This is a genomic window from Plantibacter sp. LMC-P-059a (genome assembly GCF_030209505.1).
In the GTDB taxonomy this organism is placed as follows: domain Bacteria; phylum Actinomycetota; class Actinomycetes; order Actinomycetales; family Microbacteriaceae; genus Plantibacter.
In genome coordinates, this window is sequence record NZ_JARVRZ010000001.1 from 165192 (window position 1) to 187189 (window position 21998).

The 21998-nt window shown below is 69.2% G+C and carries 20 protein-coding genes; 2 read left to right on the plus strand and 18 right to left on the minus strand.

All coding sequences use genetic code 11. The features are described from left to right. Nucleotides 1–36: 36 nt before the first annotated feature. The 12 genes from QRN27_RS00800 to hrcA form a co-directional block, all read right to left on the minus strand. A complete protein-coding gene (locus tag QRN27_RS00800; protein WP_285040341.1) occupies nucleotides 37–726 on the minus strand; it encodes a response regulator in 690 nt (229 codons plus the stop codon). After that, the gene (locus QRN27_RS00805) at nucleotides 723–1907 is read right to left on the minus strand and encodes a sensor histidine kinase (protein ID WP_285040343.1); all 1185 of its coding nucleotides are present in this window, start codon (nucleotides 1905–1907) and stop codon (nucleotides 723–725) included. The genes QRN27_RS00800 and QRN27_RS00805 overlap by 4 nt, the downstream gene beginning before the upstream one ends. Nucleotides 1908–2035: 128 nt before the next feature. Further along, the gene (leuA, locus tag QRN27_RS00810) at nucleotides 2036–3796 is read right to left on the minus strand and encodes a 2-isopropylmalate synthase (RefSeq protein ID WP_285040345.1); all 1761 of its coding nucleotides are present in this window, start codon (nucleotides 3794–3796) and stop codon (nucleotides 2036–2038) included. A 156-nt stretch (nucleotides 3797–3952) separates the two neighbouring features. Beyond that, nucleotides 3953–5224, minus strand: a complete 1272-nt coding sequence (locus tag QRN27_RS00815) for an alpha/beta hydrolase (RefSeq protein WP_285040347.1) — start codon at nucleotides 5222–5224, stop codon at nucleotides 3953–3955. Nucleotides 5225–5351: 127 nt separating this feature from the next. Further along, on the minus strand, nucleotides 5352–6260 hold the full coding sequence (gene era / locus QRN27_RS00820; protein WP_056006509.1) for a GTPase Era: 909 nt from the start codon (nucleotides 6258–6260) through the stop codon (nucleotides 5352–5354). After that, nucleotides 6257–7561: a hemolysin family protein gene (locus tag QRN27_RS00825; RefSeq protein WP_285040349.1), complete on the minus strand. Its 1305-nt coding sequence runs from the start codon at nucleotides 7559–7561 to the stop codon at nucleotides 6257–6259. The genes era and QRN27_RS00825 overlap by 4 nt, the downstream gene beginning before the upstream one ends. Then, a complete protein-coding gene (ybeY, locus tag QRN27_RS00830) occupies nucleotides 7561–8028 on the minus strand; it encodes an rRNA maturation RNase YbeY (RefSeq protein ID WP_056006516.1) in 468 nt (155 codons plus the stop codon). The genes QRN27_RS00825 and ybeY overlap by 1 nt, the downstream gene beginning before the upstream one ends. Then, entirely contained in the window at nucleotides 8025–9038 is a 1014-nt protein-coding gene (locus QRN27_RS00835) for a PhoH family protein (protein WP_285040730.1), read from the minus strand. The genes ybeY and QRN27_RS00835 overlap by 4 nt, the downstream gene beginning before the upstream one ends. A gap of 76 nt (nucleotides 9039–9114) precedes the next feature. Further along, complete coding sequence (locus QRN27_RS00840) at nucleotides 9115–9468, minus strand: HIT domain-containing protein (RefSeq protein ID WP_285040351.1); 354 nt, start codon at nucleotides 9466–9468, stop codon at nucleotides 9115–9117. Between the two features lie 50 nt (nucleotides 9469–9518). Continuing rightward, nucleotides 9519–10256 (minus strand): 16S rRNA (uracil(1498)-N(3))-methyltransferase, encoded by a 738-nt coding sequence (locus tag QRN27_RS00845; protein ID WP_285040353.1) that lies wholly within the window; start codon nucleotides 10254–10256, stop codon nucleotides 9519–9521. 1 nt (nucleotide 10257) lies between these two features. Beyond that, a complete protein-coding gene (gene dnaJ, locus QRN27_RS00850) occupies nucleotides 10258–11379 on the minus strand; it encodes a molecular chaperone DnaJ (protein WP_056006528.1) in 1122 nt (373 codons plus the stop codon). Nucleotides 11380–11433: 54 nt separating this feature from the next. Then, nucleotides 11434–12456 carry a heat-inducible transcriptional repressor HrcA gene (hrcA, locus tag QRN27_RS00855; protein WP_285040355.1) on the minus strand — a complete coding sequence of 341 codons (1023 nt, stop codon included), beginning with the start codon at nucleotides 12454–12456 and terminating at the stop codon, nucleotides 11434–11436. A 215-nt stretch (nucleotides 12457–12671) separates the two neighbouring features. Here hrcA and QRN27_RS00860 point away from each other — a divergent pair, with 215 nt between their 5' ends. Then, nucleotides 12672–13229 carry a DUF4870 domain-containing protein gene (locus tag QRN27_RS00860; protein ID WP_235522547.1) on the plus strand — a complete coding sequence of 186 codons (558 nt, stop codon included), beginning with the start codon at nucleotides 12672–12674 and terminating at the stop codon, nucleotides 13227–13229. Nucleotides 13230–13340: 111 nt separating this feature from the next. Here the strand turns inward: QRN27_RS00860 and hemW are convergent, their stop codons facing one another. From hemW to lepA, 3 genes are read right to left on the minus strand one after another with little or no spacing between them, the layout of a single operon-like run. Further along, complete coding sequence (gene hemW, locus QRN27_RS00865) at nucleotides 13341–14567, minus strand: radical SAM family heme chaperone HemW (RefSeq protein WP_285040356.1); 1227 nt, start codon at nucleotides 14565–14567, stop codon at nucleotides 13341–13343. Between the two features lie 10 nt (nucleotides 14568–14577). Beyond that, nucleotides 14578–15222, minus strand: coding sequence for a DUF1990 domain-containing protein (locus QRN27_RS00870; RefSeq protein WP_285040358.1), 645 nt, complete (start codon nucleotides 15220–15222; stop codon nucleotides 14578–14580). Then, on the minus strand, nucleotides 15219–17069 hold the full coding sequence (gene lepA / locus QRN27_RS00875) for a translation elongation factor 4 (RefSeq protein WP_056006543.1): 1851 nt from the start codon (nucleotides 17067–17069) through the stop codon (nucleotides 15219–15221). The genes QRN27_RS00870 and lepA overlap by 4 nt, the downstream gene beginning before the upstream one ends. Before the next feature lie 219 nt (nucleotides 17070–17288). On the opposite strand from lepA, the gene rpsT reads away from it, so the two are divergent. Further along, nucleotides 17289–17549, plus strand: a complete 261-nt coding sequence (gene rpsT / locus QRN27_RS00880; RefSeq protein WP_056006546.1) for a 30S ribosomal protein S20 — start codon at nucleotides 17289–17291, stop codon at nucleotides 17547–17549. A gap of 157 nt (nucleotides 17550–17706) precedes the next feature. On the opposite strand, the gene holA is transcribed toward rpsT, so the two are convergent. The 3 genes from holA to QRN27_RS00895 all read right to left on the minus strand — a co-directional run bounded on the left by holA (nucleotide 17707) and on the right by QRN27_RS00895 (nucleotide 21938). Beyond that, complete coding sequence (gene holA, locus QRN27_RS00885; protein WP_056006549.1) at nucleotides 17707–18762, minus strand: DNA polymerase III subunit delta; 1056 nt, start codon at nucleotides 18760–18762, stop codon at nucleotides 17707–17709. 25 nt (nucleotides 18763–18787) lie between these two features. After that, the gene (locus QRN27_RS00890) at nucleotides 18788–21124 is read right to left on the minus strand and encodes a ComEC/Rec2 family competence protein (RefSeq protein WP_285040359.1); all 2337 of its coding nucleotides are present in this window, start codon (nucleotides 21122–21124) and stop codon (nucleotides 18788–18790) included. Between the two features lie 112 nt (nucleotides 21125–21236). After that, a complete protein-coding gene (locus tag QRN27_RS00895; RefSeq protein WP_285040361.1) occupies nucleotides 21237–21938 on the minus strand; it encodes a ComEA family DNA-binding protein in 702 nt (233 codons plus the stop codon). Nucleotides 21939–21998: the final 60 nt, after the last annotated feature.

Below are 21998 nucleotides of genomic sequence, written 5' to 3' on the forward strand. Positions count from 1 at the left end.
GGATGATCCTCGGACCACCGGCGATGGAGCGGTCGGTCAGACCAGCCCGTGCTCGAAGGCGAAGACGACGAGCTGCACGCGATCGCGCACCTCGAGCTTGCCGAAGATCCGGCTGATGTGCGTCTTCACCGTCGCCTCACTGAGGAACTCGGCCGCCGCGATCTCCGAGTTGCTCAGCCCGCGCGCCGCGAGGAGGAAGATCTCCCGCTCCCGAGCGGTGAGTTCGGCGTAGCGCTGGGGTGCGACGGGCGGCGTGGGCGCCTGCCGGAAGTGTTCGAACAGCTCGCGCGTCGCGGACGCCGCGATGACGGCGTTCCCCGCGTGCACGGTGCGGATCGCTGCGAGGAGGAACTCCGGTTCGGCGTCCTTCAGCACGAAGCCGCTCGCACCGGCTCGAATCGCCGTCGCGGCCGCCTCGTCGAGGTCGAAGGTGGTCAGCACGATGATGCGGGGCGGTTCCGTCCCGCGCGCGTCCGCTTCGGCCAGGATCGCCTTGGTCGCCTCGATACCGTCCATGACCGGCATCCGGACGTCCATGAGGATGACCTGCGGGCGGGTCCGGGCGGCGAGCTCCACCGCCTGGCGTCCGTCTGACGCCTCGCCGACGACCCGCAGGTCCGGCTGGGAGCCGATGAGCATGCGGATGCCGCCGCGGAACAGGGCCTGGTCGTCCACCAGGGCGATGGTGATCGCCTCCGCTGCCGCGCTGCCGCCTGGGTCGGTCATCTCGTCACTCCTGCCGTCGTGAACGGGATCGATGCGTACACGGTGAAGAGACCGTCCACCAGGGTCGTCCCGAACCTGCCGCCTGCCAGCGTAGCGCGCTCGTTCATCCCGGCGAGTCCGTGACCGGTTCCGGGCTTGGGCGGTTCCGACTTCGCGCGATTGACGATCCACACCTGCAGCTCCGGGCCGGTCCAGTCGAGGTGGACGTCGATCGGAGCACGGTGGTCGCCGTGGCGGAGGGCGTTCGTGAGCGCCTCCTGGATGATCCGGTACACCGCGAGCTGCGAACCGGTCGCCACCTGGCGCTCCGCTCCGTGGTTCTCGACCACGACGTCGACGCCCGCCCCGCGCAGCTGCTCGTACAGGCGGTCGAGGTCGGCCAAGACCGGCTGTGGACCCTCGCTCTGCTGGAACCGCAACTGCCCGAGCAGCACCCGCACGTCGGCCAAGGCCTCCCGGGAGATGCTCGAGATCGTCCGGAGCGCCTGGTCAGCCGAATCGGGGTCCGCGGCAAGGGCGTATCTGGCACCGTCGGCCTGCGCGATCACGACCGCCAGCGAGTGCGCGACGACGTCGTGCATGTCGCGGGCGATCCGGTTGCGCTCCTGCTCGACGGCGACGTCGCGTTCGGCCAGCAACTGCGCCTGGCGACTCTCCCTGGCACGACGCCAGGTCCGCATGAGGACACCGGCCGTCCAGGCGAGCCCGAAGAACGCCGCGAAGGCGAGGAACATGAAGAGCCCGATCGTCACCTTCGCGACCGGGGTCATGTCGGTGGCCAGGCCGAAGGAGTTGATCTCGGCGTTCACACCCGTCGTCCAGCTCGGGACGACGATCACGTAGACCACGATGAGCGCGGCCCCGAGGAAGGCGGAGGCGAAGGAGATCCACCGCGCCACCTTGCCGCCATACGTCGCCGCCGCGTACAGCACGACGGGGATCGCGAAGTTCGCGGGGTCCGGCGCGAGGAGCAACAGCATCTGCACGATGGCCGTCACCCAGGCGATGGCGAGCGAGATCCCCGGGGCGAGCCGGCGCACGGCGAGGGCGGCGCACATGCCGAGGAGCACGATCACGTACTGCTGCGGCCTCGTCGCGTACAGCACGAAGGTGAGGATGAACAGCACGGACGGCAGTGCGATGTCGACGGCCAGTTGGCCGGGCCGGAGCGTGCGGAGCATCCTCCAACCGTACGACCTGCCCACCGGAGGGGCGGCACCCGCGGCGCAAGATCATCCTTCGGGTGTACGTCTCCGGAACGCCGCAACGCCGGGTCTTCCCGAAGGACGACCCGGCGTTACGGATGATCTCAGATCGCCGCCAGCTCCCGAGCCTCGACACCGGACCGCACGGCGCGGTTGACGGCCGACACGACAGCCTTCAAGGATGCGGTCGCGATATCACCGTCGATGCCCACGCCCCACAGTCGCTGATCGTTCACCTGCAGCTCCACGTAGGCGGCGGCCTCGGCGTCGCCGCCGGCGCTCAGCGTGTGCTCGACGTAGTCGTAGAGCGTGACCTCGATGCCGCGGTCGGAGAGCATGTTGAGGAAGGCTGCGATCGGACCGTTCCCGGTCGATGTGCGCTCCTCCACGGCCTCGCCGTCGCGGAGGGCGACCTCGAGCACCACGGTGCCCGCGAGGTCGCTCGACGTCTTGGTGGACTGCAGTTCGAACCGGCCCCACTTCGCGTCGGCCACGGCCGCCGGGAGGTACTCGTCCTGGAAGACCGCCCAGATCTGGCCGCTCGTCACCTCGCCGCCCTCGGCGTCGGTCTTGGCCTGCACGACTCCGGAGAACTCGATCTGCAGACGACGCGGCAGGTCCAGTGCGTGGTCGTTCTTCAGCAGGTAGGCGACGCCGCCCTTGCCGGACTGCGAGTTGACGCGGATGACCGCTTCGTAGCTCCGGCCCAGGTCCTGCGGGTCGACGGGGAGGTACGGGACCGCCCACTCCAGGTCGGCGACGTCCTTGCCCTGCGACGCCGCTTCGACCGACATCGCCTCGAAGCCCTTCTTGATCGCGTCCTGGTGCGAGCCGCTGAACGCCGTGAAGACGAGGTCGCCTGCCCAGGGGCTCCGCTCGTGCACCGGCAATTGGTTGCAGTGCTCGGCGGTCCGCTTGACCTGGTCGATGTCGCTGAAGTCGATCTGCGGGTCGACACCCTGCGTGAACATGTTGATGCCGAGTGCGACGAGGTCGACGTTGCCGGTCCGCTCACCGTTCCCGAAGAGGCAGCCCTCGATGCGGTCGGCGCCAGCCTGGTAGCCGAGCTCGGCAGCGGCGATCGCCGTACCGCGGTCGTTGTGCGGGTGCAGCGAGATGATGATGTTCTCGCGATTGGCGAGGTTGCGGCTCATCCACTCGATCGAATCCGCGTAGACGTTCGGCGTGGCCATCTCGACGGTGGCCGGGAGGTTGATGATGACCTTGCGGTCCGGCGTCGCCTCGAGCACCTCGACCACCTGGTTGCAGATGTCGACGGCGAACTCGAGCTCGGTCCCCGTGTAGCTCTCCGGCGAGTACTCGTAGTAGATCTGCGTCCCCGGGACGGTGGACTCCATCTCCCGGCACTTCCGGGCCCCGTGCAGAGCCAGGTCGATGATGCCCTGCTTGTCGCTCCGGAACACCACGTCCCGCTGCAGGACGCTGGTGGAGTTGTAGAGGTGCACGATCGCCTGCTTCGCGCCGTGCAACGACTCGTAGGTGCGCTCGATGAGGTGGTCCCGTGCCTGGGTCAGCACCTGGATGGTGACGTCGTCGGGGATCGCACCCTCTTCGATGAGGCTGCGCACGAAGTCGAAGTCGGTCTGGCTCGCGCTCGGGAACCCGACCTCGATCTCCTTGTAGCCCATCTTCACCAGGAGGTCGAACATGATGCGCTTGCGTTCGGGGCTCATGGGGTCGATGAGCGCCTGGTTGCCGTCACGCAGGTCGACGGCGCACCAGCGCGGCGCCTCGGTGATGCGGCGGTCGGGCCAGGTGCGATCGGGCAGCGATACGGCGAACTGGTCCTGGTAGGCGCGGTAGCGATGGACCGGCATGCCTGAAGGCTTCTGGGTGTTCTTCATGATCCTGGGATCTCCTCGTGGGATTGGGGGTGAGCCAATGACGAACTCCGCGACGAGGGAGGCCTGGAACTAGGACTCGTCGCGGCAGCTAAGGAGGAGCAGACCGGTGAACACGTCGCCAGCATAGCACTGACCCACGGCTCCGTCCGAGTGGCGTCAGCCGAGGCCGAACCGCGACGCGACCGCCGGTAGCGCCCGTTCGAGGACCGTGTGGACGGTGTGCCAGTCGTGCGCGGTCCCCTGCGACACGAAGGTGCTCGTGCGCATGCCGGCAGCAGCCGCGGCCGCTTGGATCCGCTCGACGCCGGGCCCGTAGCGCGCGTCGGCGCTGCCGTACCCGAAGATCGCGACGGTGTCCGCGTAGGGCGCCCGCTCGGCCATGATCGCGGACGGGGCGGCTGCGGCATAGGCCGCCTCCGACCCGCCGAACCCCTTCGCGACCGTCGACGGACCGATGGTGGGGACCACCTCTCCCGAGATGTCGAGGATGCCGCCGAAGCGCTCGGGATGAGCGGCGCCGAGCTGGATGGAACAGGTGCCGCCCTGCGAGAAGCCAGCGATGAACCAGTCCGTCCGAGCGGAGGAGACGGGCAGGTGCGCCGTGATCCAGGCCGGGACGTCGACGGTGAGATAGCTCGCGGAGTTCCCGAGCGGGCCGTCGACGCACATCGGGTTGGCGTCCGGAGCCCCCAGCTGGTCCGGCACCACCACGATCGGCGCCAGACCGTGGTGTGACGCCGCGAACCGGTCGAGGAGACCAGCGAATCCGGCCGACGCGAACAGGTCGGCCGGCTGGCCCGGCTGACCACTGAACGCCTCGATCACGGGCAGCGCCGGCGGGTGGGCGGTCAGTGCCGCTGGCGGCAGGTAGACGAGTGCTTCCCGGTGTCGGAACCCGGATGTCGTGGCCGGGATGTCGACCCGCTCGACGCGGCCGTCAGCGGGGAGGCCGGTCGGGGCTCGCCAGTCCGCGGTCGTCTCGTGCGCCGCAGCCACCGAAGTGAACGCCCCGTACGGACTGATCCCGAGCGCCGAGCGCACGGTCGGGAACTGACCGAAGTCCTGGTTGATGCCGAGGGCACCGATGAGCAGGAACACGGGCACCGCGACGACGGCCGTGACGACGCGCCACGCCCTGGCCCGCGGGATGCTGACGATCGCGAGCGCGGCACCGGCGCATGCGACGGCCGCCCACGCACGTGTGGTCGGAGTCAGCCCGATCCCGAAGACGTCGAGGACGTCACCGAGGACCCAGGCGAGCACGTACGCAAAGACGGCGCCGCATACCGCCGCCAGCACCTTCGTGATCACGGATCGGAACGATCGACGACCGGTGATCAGGATCACGGCGAGCAGTGCGGCGACGACCGCCGCCCAGACGAGCAGCATCGGCTGATCCAGCCGGAATCCCAACAATCCGTCGAACACGTGGACACCCTCTCCCGACCCCGGGATCAGTATGTCCGCGCCCAGGGGCGCATGCCTTGCTCGATCACTGTCCCACAGCAAGCGCTCAGTCGGCGCTCAACGGTCATTCAGCTAGCTGGTGCGCCGGTCAGAATCCGAGACGGCCCAACAGCTTCGGGTCGCGCTGCCAGTCCTTCGCGACCTTCACGCGGATCGAGAGGAACACGCGTGACCCCACGAGCGGTTCGATGCCGGCCCGGGCGCGGGCGCCGACGTCGCGCAGCCGTGAGCCGCCCTTGCCGATGATGATGGCCTTCTGGCTGTCCCGCTCCACGAACACGTTGGCGTAGATGTCGAGCAGGTCGGTTCCCTCACGAGGGATCATGTCGTCGATGGTCACCGCGAGCGAGTGCGGCAGCTCGTCCTGGACACCCTCGAGGGCGGCCTCACGGATGAGCTCGGACACCCGGTCGACGACGGTCTCGTCGGTCGTCGCCTCCGCCGGGTAGAGACGCTCCGAGAGCGGCATGAGCTTCGTCACCTCGGTGACCAGGATGTCGAGCTGGTCGTCCGTCACGGCGGACAGCGGGATGACCGCGTCCCAGTCGCGGAGTTCGGAGATCGCGAGCAGCTGCTCGGCGATGGTGGTGCGGCTCGCGGTGTCGGTCTTCGTGACGATCGCGACCTTCTTCGCCCGCGGGAAGCCGTCGAGCGACTCGTTGATGAAGCGGTCGCCGGGACCGAGCTTCTCGTTGGCCGGGATGCAGAAGCCGATCACGTCGACGTCCGAGAGCGTCGACTGCACGAGGTCGTTGAGCCGCTGTCCGAGCAGCGTCCGCGGACGGTGGATGCCCGGGGTGTCGACGACGATGAGCTGGCCGTGCTCGCGGTGCACGACGCCGCGGATGGCGCGTCGCGTGGTCTGGGGCTTCGAACTCGTGATCGCGACCTTCTCCCCCACGAGGGCGTTGGTCAACGTGGACTTGCCGACGTTCGGGCGTCCGACGAAGGACACGAACCCCGCGCGGAAGTCGGACGGAGGGGTGGTGTCGCTCATGGGTGCTCCCGGTGTTCGGTGGACGCCTGCTGGGCGTCCTGCAGCTGGTCGTCGCGCTGGACGATGACGGTGAGGATGCGTCCCCGCCGCCCCTCGACCCGCTCGGCGGTGAGTTCGAGTCCGTTGGTCGAGACGGTGGATCCGACGACGGGCAGACGCCCGAGCGCCTTGGCGAGCAGACCACCGACGGAGTCCACGTCGTCGTCGTCGAGTTCGAGACCGAACAACTCTCCCAGCTCGTCGACGGCGAGACGGGCGTCGACCCGGAACCGACCGTCGTGGAGGTCGGTGACCTCGGGGGTGTCGGTGTCGTACTCGTCGGAGATGTCGCCGACGAGCTCCTCGATGAGGTCTTCGAGGGTGACGAGACCGGAGATGCCGCCGTACTCGTCGACGACCATCGCGATGTGGTTCGAGTCCTTCTGCATCTGCTGTAGGAGCGAGTCGGCCTTCTTGGACTCCGGGACGAAGCTCGCCGGCCGCAGCAGCGGCTCGATGGATCCGACCTCGGCAGCACCCTCTCCGCCGAACATGGCCTTCACGAGGTCCTTCAGGTACAGGATGCCGACGAGGTCGTCGATGTCGCCGTCGCTCACCGGTGCCCGCGATATGCCCGTCTCCAGGAACACCTCGAGCGCCTCGCGGACGCTGAGGTCTCGTTGCAGGCCCACGAGGTCGGTGCGCGGCACCATCACCTCTCGGACGAGCGTCTCGTTGAACTCGAAGATCGAGTGGATGAGCTCGCGGTCGTCCTCTTCGAGGACCGAGTGCGCCGTCGCCTCATCGACCATGCTGAGCAGCTGCTCCTCGGAGGTGAAGGAGACCGAACGCGGGAGGCCTGGGGTGACCCGGTTGCCCAGGGAGACCAGGACGTTGGCGACCGGACCGAGGACGACCCGTGCGGTGCGGATCGCGGGAGCGCTGAACCGCAGTACCCCGCTGGCATGGGTTCGTCCGACCCCTCGCGGGCTCGCGCCGACGAGGACGAAGGAGGTCCCCGTCATGATGATGACGGCCAGGACGAGGACCAGCCACAGTTCCTCGATCGAGGAGGCGAGCGCGAGTGTCACGAGAACGGCGGCCGTCGTCTCCGCCAGGATCCGGATGAAGTTTATGGCGTTGACGTGCGCGCCGGGGTCCGCGGCGATCGCCCGGAGCGCCGATGCCGACCGCGCGCCCTCGGCGAGATCGAGGATGTCGGCGCCGGATTGGACGCCGATCGCCGCATCGGCCGCGGCCATGAGACCGGCGAAGGCGACGAGGAGGAATGCGACGATGACGAAGACGGCGACGAGGGACATCAGCTGGTGCGTCGTCTCTCCTGCAGCGCGAAGGCGAGGAGGATGTCGCGCTGGATGCCGAACATCTCCTTCTCCTCGTCGGGCTCGGCGTGGTCGTAGCCGAGCAGGTGCAGGACGCCGTGGCAGGTCAGGAGCTGGAGCTCCTCCATCGTGGAGTGCTTCGCGGCGGTCGCCTGCGTCTCGGCGACCTGCGGGCAGAGGACGATGTCGCCCAGGAGACCGGGTGGTGTCGGGTTCTCCTCCGTCCCAGGACGCAGCTCGTCCATGGGAAAGCTCAGGACGTCCGTCGGGCCGGGCTCGTCCATCCACTGGACGTGCAGCTGTTCCATGGCGCCCTCGTCGACGAGGACGATGGCGAGCTCGGCGTCGGGGCTGACATGCATGGCGTCGAGCGCGAAGGACGCGAGTGCCAGGATCCGCGACTCGTCGACCGCGACGCCGGACTCGTTGTTGATCTCGATGGTCATGAACGTCCTCGTTTCGGCTGGTGGTCTCGCGCTGCGCCACGACGCTCGGCGCGGTTGGCGAACTCGGCCGCCTGCTCACGTTCGAAGCGCTGTGCCTGGCGGACGGCGTCGTATTCGCCGTAAGCGTCGACGATGCGGCCGACGAGCGTGTGACGGACGACGTCGTCGCTCGTCAGGTTGGCGAAGTGGATGTCGTCGATGTCCTTCAGGACCCGGGTGACGAGACGGAGTCCCGACGCACCCGTCGGGAGGTCGATCTGCGTGACGTCACCGGTGACGACGATCTTGGAACCGAAGCCGAGCCGCGTGAGGAACATCTTCATCTGCTCCGGCGTGGTGTTCTGCGCCTCGTCGAGGACGATGAAGGAGTCGTTCAGGGTGCGTCCGCGCATGTAGGCGAGCGGGGCGACCTCGATCGTGCCGGCTGCGAGCAGCTTCGGGACGATCTCAGGGTCCATCATCTCGTTGAGCGCGTCGTAGAGCGGACGGAGGTACGGGTCGATCTTGTCCGTGAGGGTGCCGGGCAGGTAGCCGAGCCGTTCGCCGGCCTCGACCGCCGGACGCGTCAGGATGATCCGGTTGACCTCCTTGCGCTGGAGCGCCTGGACCGCCTTCGCCATGGCGAGGTACGTCTTGCCCGTGCCGGCCGGACCGATGCCGAAGACGATCGTGTTCTCGTCGATGGCGTCCACATAGGCTCGCTGACCGACGGTCTTCGGCTTGATCGTCTTGCCGCGGGAGGTCAGGATCACCTGACCCAGGACCTCGGACGGCGAGGCCGTGCCGTCCTGGCCGAGGATCCGGGCCGAGGTGCTGACCTCCGCCGGGCCAGGGTCGTGTCCTTCTCGGACCATGGTGATGAGTTCCTCTACGAGTCGTCTGGCCGCATCGGCTTGCGCCGAGGGTCCGGTGATGGTGATCTCGTTCCCGCGCACGTGCACGGAGACGCCGGGGTGTTCGCGCTCGACGGTGGTGAGCAGGCGATCCTGCGGGCCGAGCAGCCGGACCATCGCGATGCCGTCGACATGGAGCACATGCTCCACGTCCTCCTCCCGTCGACCGGCGGGGACGTCGGGGGTCGTTGCCTCAGGCTCCGCCAAGGGAGCCCTCCTGGAGGGAACCGCCGAGGACGTGCGCGTGCACGTGGAAGACCGTCTGACCCGCGGTCTCACCCGTGTTGAAGACCAGGCGGAAGTCGCCGCCCGTGTGTTCCTGTGCGAGCGATGAGGCGACCTCGACCATCTCGGCCAGCAGCGAGGGGTCGCCGGCTGCCAACGCCACGACGTCGCGGTACTCGCCGGTCTTCGGGACGACCAGGAGGTGCACCGGCGCCTGGGGGTTGATGTCGGCGAAGGCGATCACCCGATCGGTCTCGGCGAGGAGGGTCGTGGGGATCTCCCCGGACACGATGCGGCTGAAAACGGACGGTGCTTCACTCATGCCCACCAGTCTAAGGTTCGCAGCGGCGTCGTGCGCGGGCTGAACCCGGGTCACCAGCGGCCGAGCAGCACGTTCACCGCTGCGATCGCCGCCGGCCCCGCCGTCGAGGTGCGCAGCACGCCGGAGCCGATCCGCACGGCCACCGCACCGGCGTCGACGAGTCGCTCGTGCTCGGCGGCCGAGATCCCGCCCTCGGGGCCGACGACGAGCACCACCTCGTCGGCGTCGAAGGTCGACGGGTCGAGGTCCGTCAGGCTGAGCGCAACCGTGGGCTCCAGGACGAGTACGGTCCGTCCGTCGGCATGGGCGGCGAGGCCGCGCGTGTCGACGACCTCGGACACCTCGGGCACCCGGGCGCGGATGGACTGCTTCGCCGCTTCGCGCACGATGAGCTGCCAGCGGGCTCGGCCCTTGCTCGCCTTGTCGCCCTGCCAGCGGGAGATGCTGCGCTCAGCGCCCCAGGGGATGATCCGGTCGACACCCAGCTCGGTCGCCGCCTGGATGGCGAGTTCGTCGCGATCGCCCTTCGCCAGCGCCTGCACGAGCACGAGCGCCGGACGGTTCTCGGGATGCACGACCACCGACTCGACGCGCATCTCGAGCTCGCCCGGTTCGCTCCGGACGACGGTTCCGGTCGCGATCAGTCCGCGTCCGTTGCCGATCGACGTCGTCTCCCCCACCCGCAGCCGGCTGACCGACACGGCGTGCTTCGCCTCCGGCCCCCGGAGGGTGACCGAGTCGCCGACGCCGGTCGATTCGAGGTCCTCGCGGACGTACAGCGAGCTCATCTCAACCGACGCCGTGGAAACGGTCGCGGATCTTCGCGAACAGGCCCTGCTGGAACTGCGCGAGCGCAGGAGGCCCCTGACGCCGGCCCGAGGCGAAGCTCTTGATGAGTTCCCGCTCGCGGTGGTCGAGCTTGGTCGGGGTGACGACCTGGACGCCGATCTTGAGGTCCCCTCGGCTGTTCCCGCGGAGCCGGGTCACGCCGCGGTCCTTCACGGTGATGACCTCAGAGCTCTGGACGCCCGGACGAAGTTCGACCTCGACGTCGCCGTCGAGTGCGTGGACCGTGACGTGGCGCCCGAAGATGGCGTCCGTCATCGGGACCTCCAGCGTGCACAGCAGGTCGTCGCCGTCGCGGCTGAAGACGTCGTGGTGCTTGACCTTCATCTCGAGGTAGAGGTCGCCGTTCGGGCCTCCGGCCGGTCCGACCTCGCCGCTGCCCGGCATCTGCAGCCGCAGGCCGGTGTCGACACCGGCCGGGATGTCGACCGAAACGGTGCGACGGGCGCGGAGGCGTCCCTGACCCTGGCAGGTGACACACGGGGTCGCGATGATCGTCCCGTAGCCACGGCAGGTGCCGCACGGTGCCGAGGTCATGACGTTCCCGAGCAGCGAGCGGACGGCGCGCTGGATGGAACCGGTGCCGTGGCAGATGTCGCAGGTGACCGGCGAGGTGCCTGGCTGGCAGCAGGAGCCGTTGCAGGTGCCGCAGAGCACCGCGGTGTCGACCTCGAGGTCGCGGTGGGTGCCGAAGATGACCTCGTCGAGGTCGAGCTCGACCCGGAGCAGCGCGTCCTCGCCGCGCGAACGACGTGACTTCGGGCCGCGCTGCTGGCCGCCGCCGCCGAAGAAGGTGTCGAAGATGTCACCGAAGCCGCTGAAGCCGGCGTCGCCGCCACCGAAGCCGCCCGCCTGCGGACCCAGGTCGTACTGCTGGCGCTGTTTGGGATCACTGAGCACGTCGTAGGCGTGCGTGACCTCCTTGAATCGCTCCGAGGCGTCGGAACCCGGGTTGACGTCCGGGTGCAGCTCGCGGGCGAGGCGGCGGTAGGCCTTCTTGATCTCTTCGGGCGTCGCCTCCTTGGCGACGCCGAGGGCTGCGTAGTGGTCGGGGTAGTCAGCCACTGAGGGCCTTTCGTTCGAGGTGCGGAAGGTGTTGGTGGACGCGACGAGGAGGCGTCACTCGGCGTCGAGGATGCGCGAGAGGTATCTGGCGACGGCTCGGACCGCCGCCATGTTGCTCGCGTAGTCCATTCTCGTCGGGCCGAGGACGCCGAGACGGGCGATTTCGCCACCAGAGGAACGGTAGTTCCCCGCGACGACACTCGTCGTCTCGAGGCCGAAGGACGCGTTCTCCCGCCCGATGCTGGCGACGACGCCGTCCCGCTCCGACTCCATCTCGCCGAACAGCCTGAGGAGGACCACCTGCTGCTCGATCGCGTCGAGCACCGGGTAGATGCTCCCCGGGAAGTCGTCCTCTGTGCGAGCGAGGTTCGCTGCGCCCGCCATCACGAGGCGGTCCTGGCGCTGGGCCGAGAGCTGCTCGCGCACGGCGTCGACGATCCGGACCGCCGCGGACCGGTCGAGTTCGGCGATCGTGTCGGGGACGTCACCGAGGGCGTCGTGGGCGTCGAGGAGCGGACGGCCTGCGACCGCCTCGTTGCACGCACCGCGGAGGCGCGCGATGAGGTCGTCGTCGACCGGCCGCTCCGTCTCGATGAGACGCTGCTCCACCCGGCCGTTGTCGAGGATGATGACGGCGAGCACCCGGTTCGGCGTGACGCTCACGAGCTCGAGGTGCCGGACGCGGGCACGGGAGAACATGGGGTACTGGACGAGCGCGACCTGGTTCGTGAGTTGCGACAGAAGCCTCACCGTGCGGTGGAGCACTTCGTCGAGGTCGCCGGATGCGCCGAGGAACGTCTCGATCGCCGTCCGTTGCGCGTTGTTCAGTGGGCGTCGGTCGGCCAGGTGGTCGACGAACATGCGGTAGCCCTTGTCCGTCGGGACGCGCCCCGAGGAGGTGTGGGGTGCGGCGATGAGCTCTTCGTCCTCGAGCTGCGCCATGTCGTTCCGGATGGTGGCCGCCGAGACCCCGAAGGAGTGACGATCCACGATCGTCTTCGACCCGACCGGCTCACGCGACGCGACGTAGTCCTGGACGATGACCCGGAGGACCTCGAGACCGCGATCCGACACCATGGCGAACCCCTCTCCTCGTCTCCGCCGAACACCGATCGTCAGCACTCGAACACCCTGACTGCCAATCATATCGCGGCCCACCGGAAGCCATCCCTTGCGCGCCGTGGCGGCCCAGGAATACCGTTGGCGACAGGCGTGGGTCCCGTTTCCGCGACACCTGGTGCGATACGCTCTGCTGGACCAATTGAATATCACTCTCCGTGAAAGGTGCGAAGATGTCCGATCCGAACGCTCAACCGCCCGTCGACCCTGCCAAGGGCGGGTCGGTTCCGCCTGCAGGAGACGGCGCGACGCCCCCGCCCGCAGCTCCTCACCAGCCGCCGGCAGGCTCCTACCCGCCGCCGCCCGCCGGTGGCTACGCGCCGCCGCCGCCCGGTGCCGGCTCCTACCCGCCGCCGCCCGCCGGCGCCCCGCAGTACCAGCAGCCCTACCCCGTCGCCCAGCCGATGAGCCCGTCCGACGAGAAGCTGTGGTCGACCCTCATCCACATCGGTGGGATCTTCTTCGGGTTCATCCCGCCACTGATCGGCTACCTGGCGCTCAAGGACCGCGGTCCGTTCATCAAGGCCCACACGCTCACGGCACTCAACTTCCAGTTGACCATGCTCATCGCGCTCGTGGTCGGGTCGATCCTCACGATCGTCGTGGTCGGCATCCTCGTCATCATCGCCGTGTACATCGTCGTGATCGTGTTCAGCATCATCGCCGCGATCAAGGCGAACAAGGGCGAGCTGTACAGCTACCCGCTCACGATCCAGTTCATCAAGGCCTGATCCTCCGAGCCGCACACGACAGCCCCGTCCGGTCCGCCGGTCGGGGCTGTCGGCGTTCCGGCGGCCTGACGTCGTTCGACGGCCTGATGAACGGGACGCGCCCGGACCGCGTCAGTCGCCGACGAGCCGCCGCACGACGGCATCGGCGAGGAGTCGACCGCGTCGCGTGAGCTCCAGACGGCCGAGGAGCGCCTGCCGTGCATCGACGAGCTCCTCGGCGATGAGCCCGGCGACGGCGGTGCGCGCCTCGGGGGCGAGGGTGCGGATCGGGATGCCGTCGCGCGTCCGGGTCAGCAGCAGGATGCGCTCGAGTTCGCGGGTCTCGTCGTCGAGGGTCTCGCGGCCGGCCGCGGGTGACTCGCCTGCCGCCATGCGCTGCGCGTAGGCCGCAGGATGTTTGACGTTCCACCAGCGCACCCCGCCGACATGGCTGTGGGAGCCGGGACCGACACCCCACCAGTCCTCACCGGTCCAGTAGGACAGGTTGTGCCGGGAGCGGTGATCGTCGGACGTCGCCCAGTTGCTGACCTCGTACCAGCCGTATCCGGCCGCGGTCAGGAGGTCGTCGGCGAGCTCGTACATGTCGGCCTGCAGATCCTCGTCGGGCGTTCCGACCACGCCGGAACGGATCTGGCGGGCGAGCTTCGTGCCGGGCTCGACGATGAGCGAATAGGCCGACACATGGTCGGGGGCGCAGGCGATGGCCGTCTCGAGTGAGACACGCCAGTCGGCGAGCGTCTCCCCCGGTGTCCCGTAGATGAGGTCGAGGCTGACGCCGAGACCGGCGTCGCGCGCCCACTGCACCACGAGCGGCACCCGCGCCGGGTCGTGCGTGCGTTCGAGGGTCGCCAGGACGCTCGGCACCGCCGACTGCATGCCGAACGAGACACGGGTGAAGCCGGCGTCCGCCAGGGTCTGCAGGTACGCGGCGTCCACGGAGTCCGGGTTCGCCTCCGTCGTCACCTCGGCGCCGGGCGCGAGGACGAAGGAGTCGGTCACGCCACGCAGCATGCGGACCAGGTCGTCCGCCGGCAGCAGGGTCGGTGTGCCACCGCCGAAGAAGACTGTGGAGACCTGGCGGTCGGGGACGCCGGACGCCTCCAGCACACCGCGGCCGAAGCGGATCTCGGCGACCGCCTCGTCGGCGTAGTCCGACTGTTTCGCGCCGCGGAGTTCCGTCGACGTGTAGGTGTTGAAGTCGCAGTACCCGCAGCGCACCCGGCAGAACGGCACGTGCAGGTAGACCCCGAAGGCGCGCTGGTGGGCACCGACGGCCGCCGTCTCCGGGAGCAGCCCGTCGGACGGCGCCGGGTCGGCGAGGGGAAGCGCGCTCGGCACGATCCGTCGCTCAGAGGCCGCGCGACGGCAGGAGTGCGCGCAGGTAGGCGTCGTTCATGGTCTTCCGACGGCGCTTCGAGCCGACGAGCTTCGCAGCCCCCTTCGTCGGGCGGAAGAAGGAGCGCACCACGATCCAGACGGAGTCGTCCTCCCGCTGTTCGATCGTGAAGGACTGCTCACCGCTCTCGGGGTCGCCGTCCATCGTGCCGATGGCCAGGCTGACGTGCCCCGGTTCCTCCGTCACGGAGATCACGCGATGCGGGCCGACGAGCGGTTCTCCGCCGACGGAGCCCGCGAACACGACCGTCGTACCCGGCGTGATGAACGGCGTGCCGTCCTCGGCGAACCGCTGCTCCTCGTGCGTCTCGATCGGCTCCAGCGGGGTGCCGTCCTCCGCGAAGGCGATGCCGCCGTACTGCACACCCGTCCCCGGGTGCACGTCGGTGATCTCGACACCGCTCGACCGGTGGAGTCCCCAGGTGAGCAGCGCGCTGGTCGCCAGAGCGAACCGCTCCTCACCGCTGCCGAGCCGGAACTCGTCCTCCGAGGGGACGTAGCCCTCCGGCGGGTATTGCATGAGGTCACTGCGCTGGGTCGCGCCGACCGCCGCGTAATCGACGGCCTCGTCCTCGAACGAGCTGCGTCGCGCGGTCACTTCTTGTCCTTCGTCTCGACATCACCGGAGAGCGCCGCGATGAACGCCTCCTGGGGCACCTCGACCTTGCCGACCATCTTCATGCGCTTCTTGCCCTCCTTCTGCTTCTCGAGGAGCTTCCGCTTGCGGGTGATGTCACCGCCGTAGCACTTGGCCAACACGTCCTTGCGCATCGCACGGACGGACTCACGGGCGATGATGCGCGCACCGATGGCCGCCTGGATCGGGACCTCGAACTGCTGCCGAGGGATCAGCTTCTTCAGCCGCTCGGTCATGAGCACGCCGTAGGCGTAGGCCTTCTCGCGGTGCACGATGGCACTGAAGGCGTCGACCTGGTCACCCTGGAGGAGGATGTCGACCTTCACGAGATCAGCGGCCTGCTGGCCCGAAGGCTCGTAGTCGAGCGAGGCGTAGCCCTGCGTGCGGCTCTTCAGGTGGTCGAAGAAGTCGAAGACGATCTCGCCGAGCGGCATCGTGTACCGGAGTTCGACGCGGTCCTCGCCCAGGTACTCCATGCCGAGGAGCGCGCCACGGCGGCTCTGGCAGAGCTCCATGATCGTGCCGACGTAGTCCTTCGGCGCGAGGATGCCGACCTTCACCATGGGCTCGGAGACCTCGAGAATCTTGCCCGACGGGAACTCGCTCGGGTTCGTGACCGTGACGACCTGCTTGTCCTCGGTCTTCACCTCGTAGGTGACCGACGGGGCCGTGGCGATGAGGTCGAGGTCGAACTCGCGCTGGAGCCGCTCGGTGACGATCTCGAGGTGCAGCAGCCCGAGGAAGCCGACGCGGAAGCCGAAGCCGAGGGCGACGGAGGTCTCCGGCTCGTAGTTCAGTGAGGCGTCGGAGAGCTTCAACTTGTCGAGCGCGTCGCGCAGGATCGGGTAGTCGCTGCCGTCGATGGGGTACAGGCCGGAGAACACCATCGGCTTCGGATCCGTGTAGCCGGGCAGGGCGTCCGTCGCCGGCTTGACCGCCGTCGTGACGGTGTCTCCGACCTTCGACTGCCGCACGTCCTTCACACCCGTGATGAGGTAGCCGACCTCGCCGACCCCGAGCCCCTTCGTGGGCGTCGGCTCCGGTGAGCTGACGCCGATCTCGAGGAGGTCGTGCACGGCGCGGGTCGACATCATCTGGATGCGCTCACGCGGGCTCAGCTGGCCGTCGATCATCCGGACGTAGGTCACGACGCCGCGGTAGGTGTCGTAGACGGAGTCGAAGATCATCGCGCGCGTCGGTGCGTCCGGGTCGCCGGTGGGGTTCGGGATGCGGCCGACCACCCGGTCGAGGAGTTCTTCGACGCCCATGCCCGTCTTGCCGGAGACACGCAACACGTCTTCTGGCCGACCACCGATGAGGCTGGCGAGTTCCTTGGCGTACTTGTCGGGGTCGGCGGCCGGCAGGTCGATCTTGTTGAGCACCGGGATGATCTCGAGGTCGTTCTCGAGCGCGAGATAGAGGTTCGCGAGCGTCTGCGCCTCGATACCCTGTGCGGCGTCGACGAGGAGGATCGCGCCCTCGCATGCGGCGAGCGACCGGGAGACCTCGTAGGTGAAGTCGACGTGGCCGGGGGTGTCGATCATGTTGAGCGCGAAGGTCTCGCCGTTCAACGACCACGGCATCCGGACGGCCTGGCTCTTGATCGTGATGCCGCGCTCGCGCTCGATGTCCATGCGGTCGAGGTACTGCGCCCGCATGTCGCGGTCCGACACCACACCCGTGATCTGCAACATGCGGTCCGCCAGCGTCGACTTACCGTGGTCGATGTGGGCGATGATGCAGAAGTTCCGGATGAACGCCGGGTCGGTCGATGCCGGCTCGAGGGCCTTCACTGCTTGGGGGCTCACGCGTTCCTCGGGGTCAGGGGTGGAATCGGGCAACCCTCATTGTCCCACGGCGGGGAGCACCCGCGCTGCGGTACCCTGGATTGCCAGAACTCGGCCTGACTGGTAATGTTGCCTGTTGGCTTGCGTGTGAGTTGAGACCACACGAGAACTCGCTTGAAGACGCCCTCTTCCGTCCGACGGCACCGAACATCATTTCCTCGAACCGAAAGTTGACCCAACGTGGCAAACATCAAGTCGCAGATCAAGCGCATCGGCACCAACAAGAAGGCCAACGAGCGCAACAAGGCCGTCAAGAGCCAGCTGAAGACCGCCATCCGCGCCACGCGCGAGGCCGTCGTCGCCGGTGACAAGGCTCAGGCCGAGTCCGCTCTCAAGCTCGCCGCGAAGAAGCTCGACAAGGCCGTGAGCAAGGGCGTCATCCACCAGAACCAGGCAGCGAACCGCAAGTCGGCCATCGCCAAGCAGGTCAACGCGCTCTAAGCGACACCAGCTGCAAGGCCCCGGCGTTCTTCGGAACGTGCGGGGCCTTTCGCGTTCCCGGCCGCACAGCGAACCAGCCGCGGCCCATGAAGCCCGCCCCGCTCCCCGAGCTTCTCGGCGGCCGCGGCCCGATCGGCGGCGCGCCGAGAGTGACCGGCTACCGCGCGGCCGGATCGACGCCGCGCGCTGCGATGACACCGACGAGGCGCTCGAGCGCGAACACCGGGTCGCGGGTCGCGCCCTTCACTCCGGCATCGGTCTCGGCGAGCATCTGCACGACGCGGCCGATTCCCGCGTCCGTCCACCCGGACAGGTCGCGGCGGGCTCGGTCGACCTGCCAGGGAGCCAGGCCGAACTGCTGTGCGATCTGACCGGAGCCACCGCGGGCCGACGACACCTTGGCCATCGTGCGGATCTTCATCGCGAAGGCGGCCACGATCGGAACGGGGTCGGCGCCGGAGTCGAGGGCCTGCCGGAGCGCGAGCAAGGCTTCACCGTGGCGCCCGCCGATCGCGGCGTCCGCAACGTCGAAGGCGCTCGTCTCCACGCGGCCGCCGTAGTACTTGTCCACCGTCTGCTCGGTGATCTCCGCCGACGCGTCTGCCATGAGTTGGCTGCACGCCGCGGCGAGCTCGGCGAGGTCGTCGGAGAACGCTCCGACGAGCGCGCGCAACGCCTGTGGGGTGATCCGTCGGCCCGCCGCCTTGAACTCGGCCGCGGCGAAGTCCGCTTTGTCGCTGTCGCGCTTGAGCTCGGTGCAGACGATCTCCACACCGCCTCCGGTACCGGAACGGATCGCGTCGAGCAGCTTCTTGCCGCGCACCCCGCCGTTGTGCCGCAGCACCAGGTACGCGCCCTCCGGCGGTGCCTCGAGGTAGCGGATGGCCTCGGTGAGGAACTGGTCGGAGCACTTCTCGACCTGACTGACGCGGACGAGCCGCGGCTCGCCGAACAAGGAGGGACTCGCGACCGTGAGGAGTTCCCCCGGCGCATAGCTGTCGGCGGCGACGTCGTTCACCTCCAGCGAGGGGTCCTCGGAGACGAGGAAGTCGCGCAGGCGGCGGATGGCGCGTTCGGCCAGGAAGGACTCGGTGCCGGAGACGAGCACGATCGGGGCCGGACGGATCTCCGACCACCCGAGCTGCGGGATCGCCGCGGAGGCCTTGGCGGCCGTCTTGGCCTTGCCGCGACCGGCGGAACGTGGTGCAGCCACAACGGCTCCTCTCGACCGTCCGAGTCTACCGGCGGCCGCCGACGCCGGTCGGGTCGGCGGCTCCGGAGCGTTCCGACCAGACCCGGAACCCTCCGGCCTCCCCCGGTCCGAGCAGGATCGTGCCCGACTCGTCCGTCCGCAGGATCTCGGCGCCCGTGCCCGCGTAGAGGTCCAGGGCGGAACGCGTCGGGTGCCCGTAGCCGTTGTCGGCACCGACCGACACGAGCGCGACCCCCGCAGTGACTGCGCGGGCGAGGCGCTCGCTCTGATCGGCCGACCCGTGGTGGGACACCTTGACGACGTCGATCGGCTGCCCCAGGGTGTGTCGACCGAGGAGACGGTCCTGTGCCTCGGCACCGAGATCGCCCAGCAGCAGGACGGTAGCGGCCGAGAGGTCGAACCGGACGACCACACTCGCGTCGTTGCCCGGCTCGATGCCACCGGCCGCGGGGTCCGGCCACAGCACCCGCCACGGTGCGCCGGTCTGCGGATCGCCGAGGAGTCCCTGGTCGCCGGCCGCGGCCTGCCGTACGTCCGCGCCGGCGTCTCGCAGGACCCGTCCGATGCGTTCGTCGGCGGAATCGCCCACCGGCCCGACGAGGGCGTGGTCGACCAGACCGACGACGGCGTCGAGCCCGCCGACGTGGTCGAGGTCGTAGTGCGTGAGGACGAGCAGATCGATCCGAGTGACGCCCAGTCCTTCGAGGCAGGACCGGAGCGGCTCCGGGTCCGGTCCCACGTCGACCAGCGCGGTGGAACCGCCCTGTCGGAGCAGCACGGCGTCGCCCTGTCCGACGTCGCAGGCCGCGATCGTCCAGTCACCTGGGCGGTGCAAGGCGGTGCCGAGACCGACCCCCACCGTTCGACCGCACAACACGACCAGTGACAGCACCACCACCACGGCGATCGTCTTCCTCCATCCGGCCGGAAGCTCGCGCCCCCGCAGGAGGAGGAGGGCGATGAGCAGCGTCGGGATCGCGACGAGCACGACGCCCAGGGGTCCCTCCGGCCACGGGACACGGGCCGCGGGGATCCCCGCGAACCACCGCGCGACCGCGGCGATCCAGCTCGCCGGTACCCACCCGAGCCAGGCGACCGACAGCGCGAGCGGCGTCGACACCGGGGTGAGGAGGCAAGCGAGGAGCCCGAGCAGCGTGGCGGGTGCCGCAGCCGGACCGGCCAACAGGTTGGCCGGCACACCGCCGAGTTGGATGCTCGGATCCAGCAGGACGAGCATCGGTTGGCAGGCGAGTTGCGCAGCCGCCGGGATCGCGATCAGGGCCGCGATCCGTCGCGGCAACCAGCGGGCGAGGAGGTCCGTGAGTGGACCGCTGAGCAGCAGGAGTCCGCCGGTCGCGAGCACCGACAGGCCGAACCCGTACTGCCCTGCCAACCACGGATCGTTCACGAGCAGCACGATCACGGCGAGGGCCAGTGCGGCGAGGCCTCTGAGCGGTCGTCCGAAGCCGCCCATGAGCAGGACGAACGCGGCCATGAGCGCCGCCCGCTGCACGCTCGGCTGCGGCGTGACGAGGACCACGAACGCCGTGAGCGCGAGGAGCGCGCAGGTGATCCTGAGCGCCCGTCCCCCGCCGACCGCCGCGACCGCTGAGCTGATCAACCAGACGATGACGGCACAGTTCGCGCCGGACACGGCCGTCAGATGTGACAGGGAACTCTGCTGCATCCAGCCGGTCACCTCGTCGCCGACCTGGCTGACGTCGCCGATGGCGAGACCGGGTAGGAGTTCGCCACCCGGCCCGGGAAGCGAGCCGGCGAGCTCGATGAGCCCGGACCGGAGCGACGTCGACCAGCCGAGGGCGGCGGGGGTCTCCTCCAGTCGCGTCGGCGGTTCGCGCACGAACACCAACGCAGCGCGCGCATCGCCGGGAGCGTTCCATCGCAGTGCTCCCGTGATCCGCCACCGCTCCCCGACCCGCGGGGACCGTTCCGCCTCAGCTGGCGCAAACACCAGGACGGGCACCGAGAACCCCCGCAACACCCGTCCGTGCGACACCGAAACGAGGTCGGCGGCGAACCGGACCTGTGATCCCGAGGCGGAGGAACCCGATGGGACCGCGTCAGCGGTCACCACGACCTCGGCGCTCACCTGGGCGGACCCAAGCGCCTGCAACGCCGTCGGCTGTCGGTCGGGCGCGTGCGCGGCGACGGAGGCGGCGACGAGGCCGAGCGTCGCCGCGCAACACGCTCCCAGCAGGAGCATCGTCGCTCTGGTCGTCCCCGGGCCGTCGGCACGAGTTGCGGCCTCGGCTCCACGTCGCTGGATCCACACGGCGCAGACGAGGCAGAGCGTCGCAGTGATGAAGGCGAAAAGTGCCGTGCCCCATGCCGCGTCGGGCATCCCACAGCAGATCGCGGCCCCGATCCACGTGACCACCGCGGGGACGAGCATCCGCGGCCACGGCGACGCGGCACCGTTCCGCTCACCCACGGATCAGTGACCGCGGGTCGCGTCAGACGGTGGCCGCAGCACGCAACCCCTCCAGCGTCTTCGTCCCGATGCCCTCCACCGCACTCAGATCGTCGAGTGTCGCGAACGGACCATTGGCCTCACGCCACGCCACGATCCGCTCCGCCAGTGCTTCGCCGATGCGCGGAAGCGCGGTCAGCTCCGAGGCCGAGGCGGAGTTCACATTGACGAGTTGCCCTCCGGACGGGCCCTCAGCGCCGGCACCGTTCACGGCTCCCCCGGCCGGCGCCTCGCCGACGACGGGCACGTACAACTGTTCGCCGTCGTTCACGAACCTCGCGAGGTTGACCGCGGTCGTGTCGGCGTCCGGCAAGAGCCCACCGGCGGACGCCACGGCGTCGAACGCACGAGAACCACCCGGAAGCCGATAGACCCCGGGAGCGGCGACGGCTCCGAGCACGTGGACGTAGAGTTCACTGGCGGTGGTCGTCGACCCAGCCGTCACGCCGGGCGAGGACGCGGGCGCCGAGCCGGTATCGGCCGAGAGCTCCGCGTCGCCGATGGTCCGGACCGCGCCACCCGAACTGAGCGTCGACACCACGATCGCGACGACGAGGGCCGCGATCACCAGGACCACGGCGGCTCCGGCTCGGAACTCGGGCCGTGGTCGTCGTCGGAGGCGCGCGGGCGCCGATGGACGCACGGACGGCATCTGCGGGGATGCGGGAGCCTGATCGCTGGTCATCCCCGAACGCTACGAGTCGGGGCGCACCTCCCCCCTCGCTCACCATCACTCCGGGCCTGG

Excerpts from the sequence above, each read along its gene's own strand:
- QRN27_RS00800 (WP_285040341.1), bottom strand. The coding sequence starts at position 726 with ATGACCGACCCAGGCGGCAGCGCGGCAGCGGAGGCGATCACCATCGCC.
- QRN27_RS00805 (WP_285040343.1), bottom strand. The coding sequence starts at position 1,907 with ATGCTCCGCACGCTCCGGCCCGGCCAACTGGCCGTCGACATCGCACTG.
- leuA (WP_285040345.1), bottom strand. The coding sequence starts at position 3,796 with ATGAAGAACACCCAGAAGCCTTCAGGCATGCCGGTCCATCGCTACCGC.
- era (WP_056006509.1), bottom strand. The coding sequence starts at position 6,260 with ATGAGCGACACCACCCCTCCGTCCGACTTCCGCGCGGGGTTCGTGTCC.
- QRN27_RS00825 (WP_285040349.1), bottom strand. The coding sequence starts at position 7,561 with ATGTCCCTCGTCGCCGTCTTCGTCATCGTCGCATTCCTCCTCGTCGCC.
- ybeY (WP_056006516.1), bottom strand. The coding sequence starts at position 8,028 with ATGACCATCGAGATCAACAACGAGTCCGGCGTCGCGGTCGACGAGTCG.
- QRN27_RS00835 (WP_285040730.1), bottom strand. The coding sequence starts at position 9,038 with ATGGTCCGGCTGCTCGGCCCGCAGGATCGCCTGCTCACCACCGTCGAG.
- QRN27_RS00840 (WP_285040351.1), bottom strand. The coding sequence starts at position 9,468 with ATGAGTGAAGCACCGTCCGTTTTCAGCCGCATCGTGTCCGGGGAGATC.
- QRN27_RS00845 (WP_285040353.1), bottom strand. The coding sequence starts at position 10,256 with ATGAGCTCGCTGTACGTCCGCGAGGACCTCGAATCGACCGGCGTCGGC.
- hrcA (WP_285040355.1), bottom strand. The coding sequence starts at position 12,456 with ATGGTGTCGGATCGCGGTCTCGAGGTCCTCCGGGTCATCGTCCAGGAC.
- QRN27_RS00860 (WP_235522547.1), top strand. The coding sequence starts at position 12,672 with ATGTCCGATCCGAACGCTCAACCGCCCGTCGACCCTGCCAAGGGCGGG.
- QRN27_RS00890 (WP_285040359.1), bottom strand. The coding sequence starts at position 21,124 with ATGCCCGACGCGGCATGGGGCACGGCACTTTTCGCCTTCATCACTGCG.
- QRN27_RS00895 (WP_285040361.1), bottom strand. The coding sequence starts at position 21,938 with ATGACCAGCGATCAGGCTCCCGCATCCCCGCAGATGCCGTCCGTGCGT.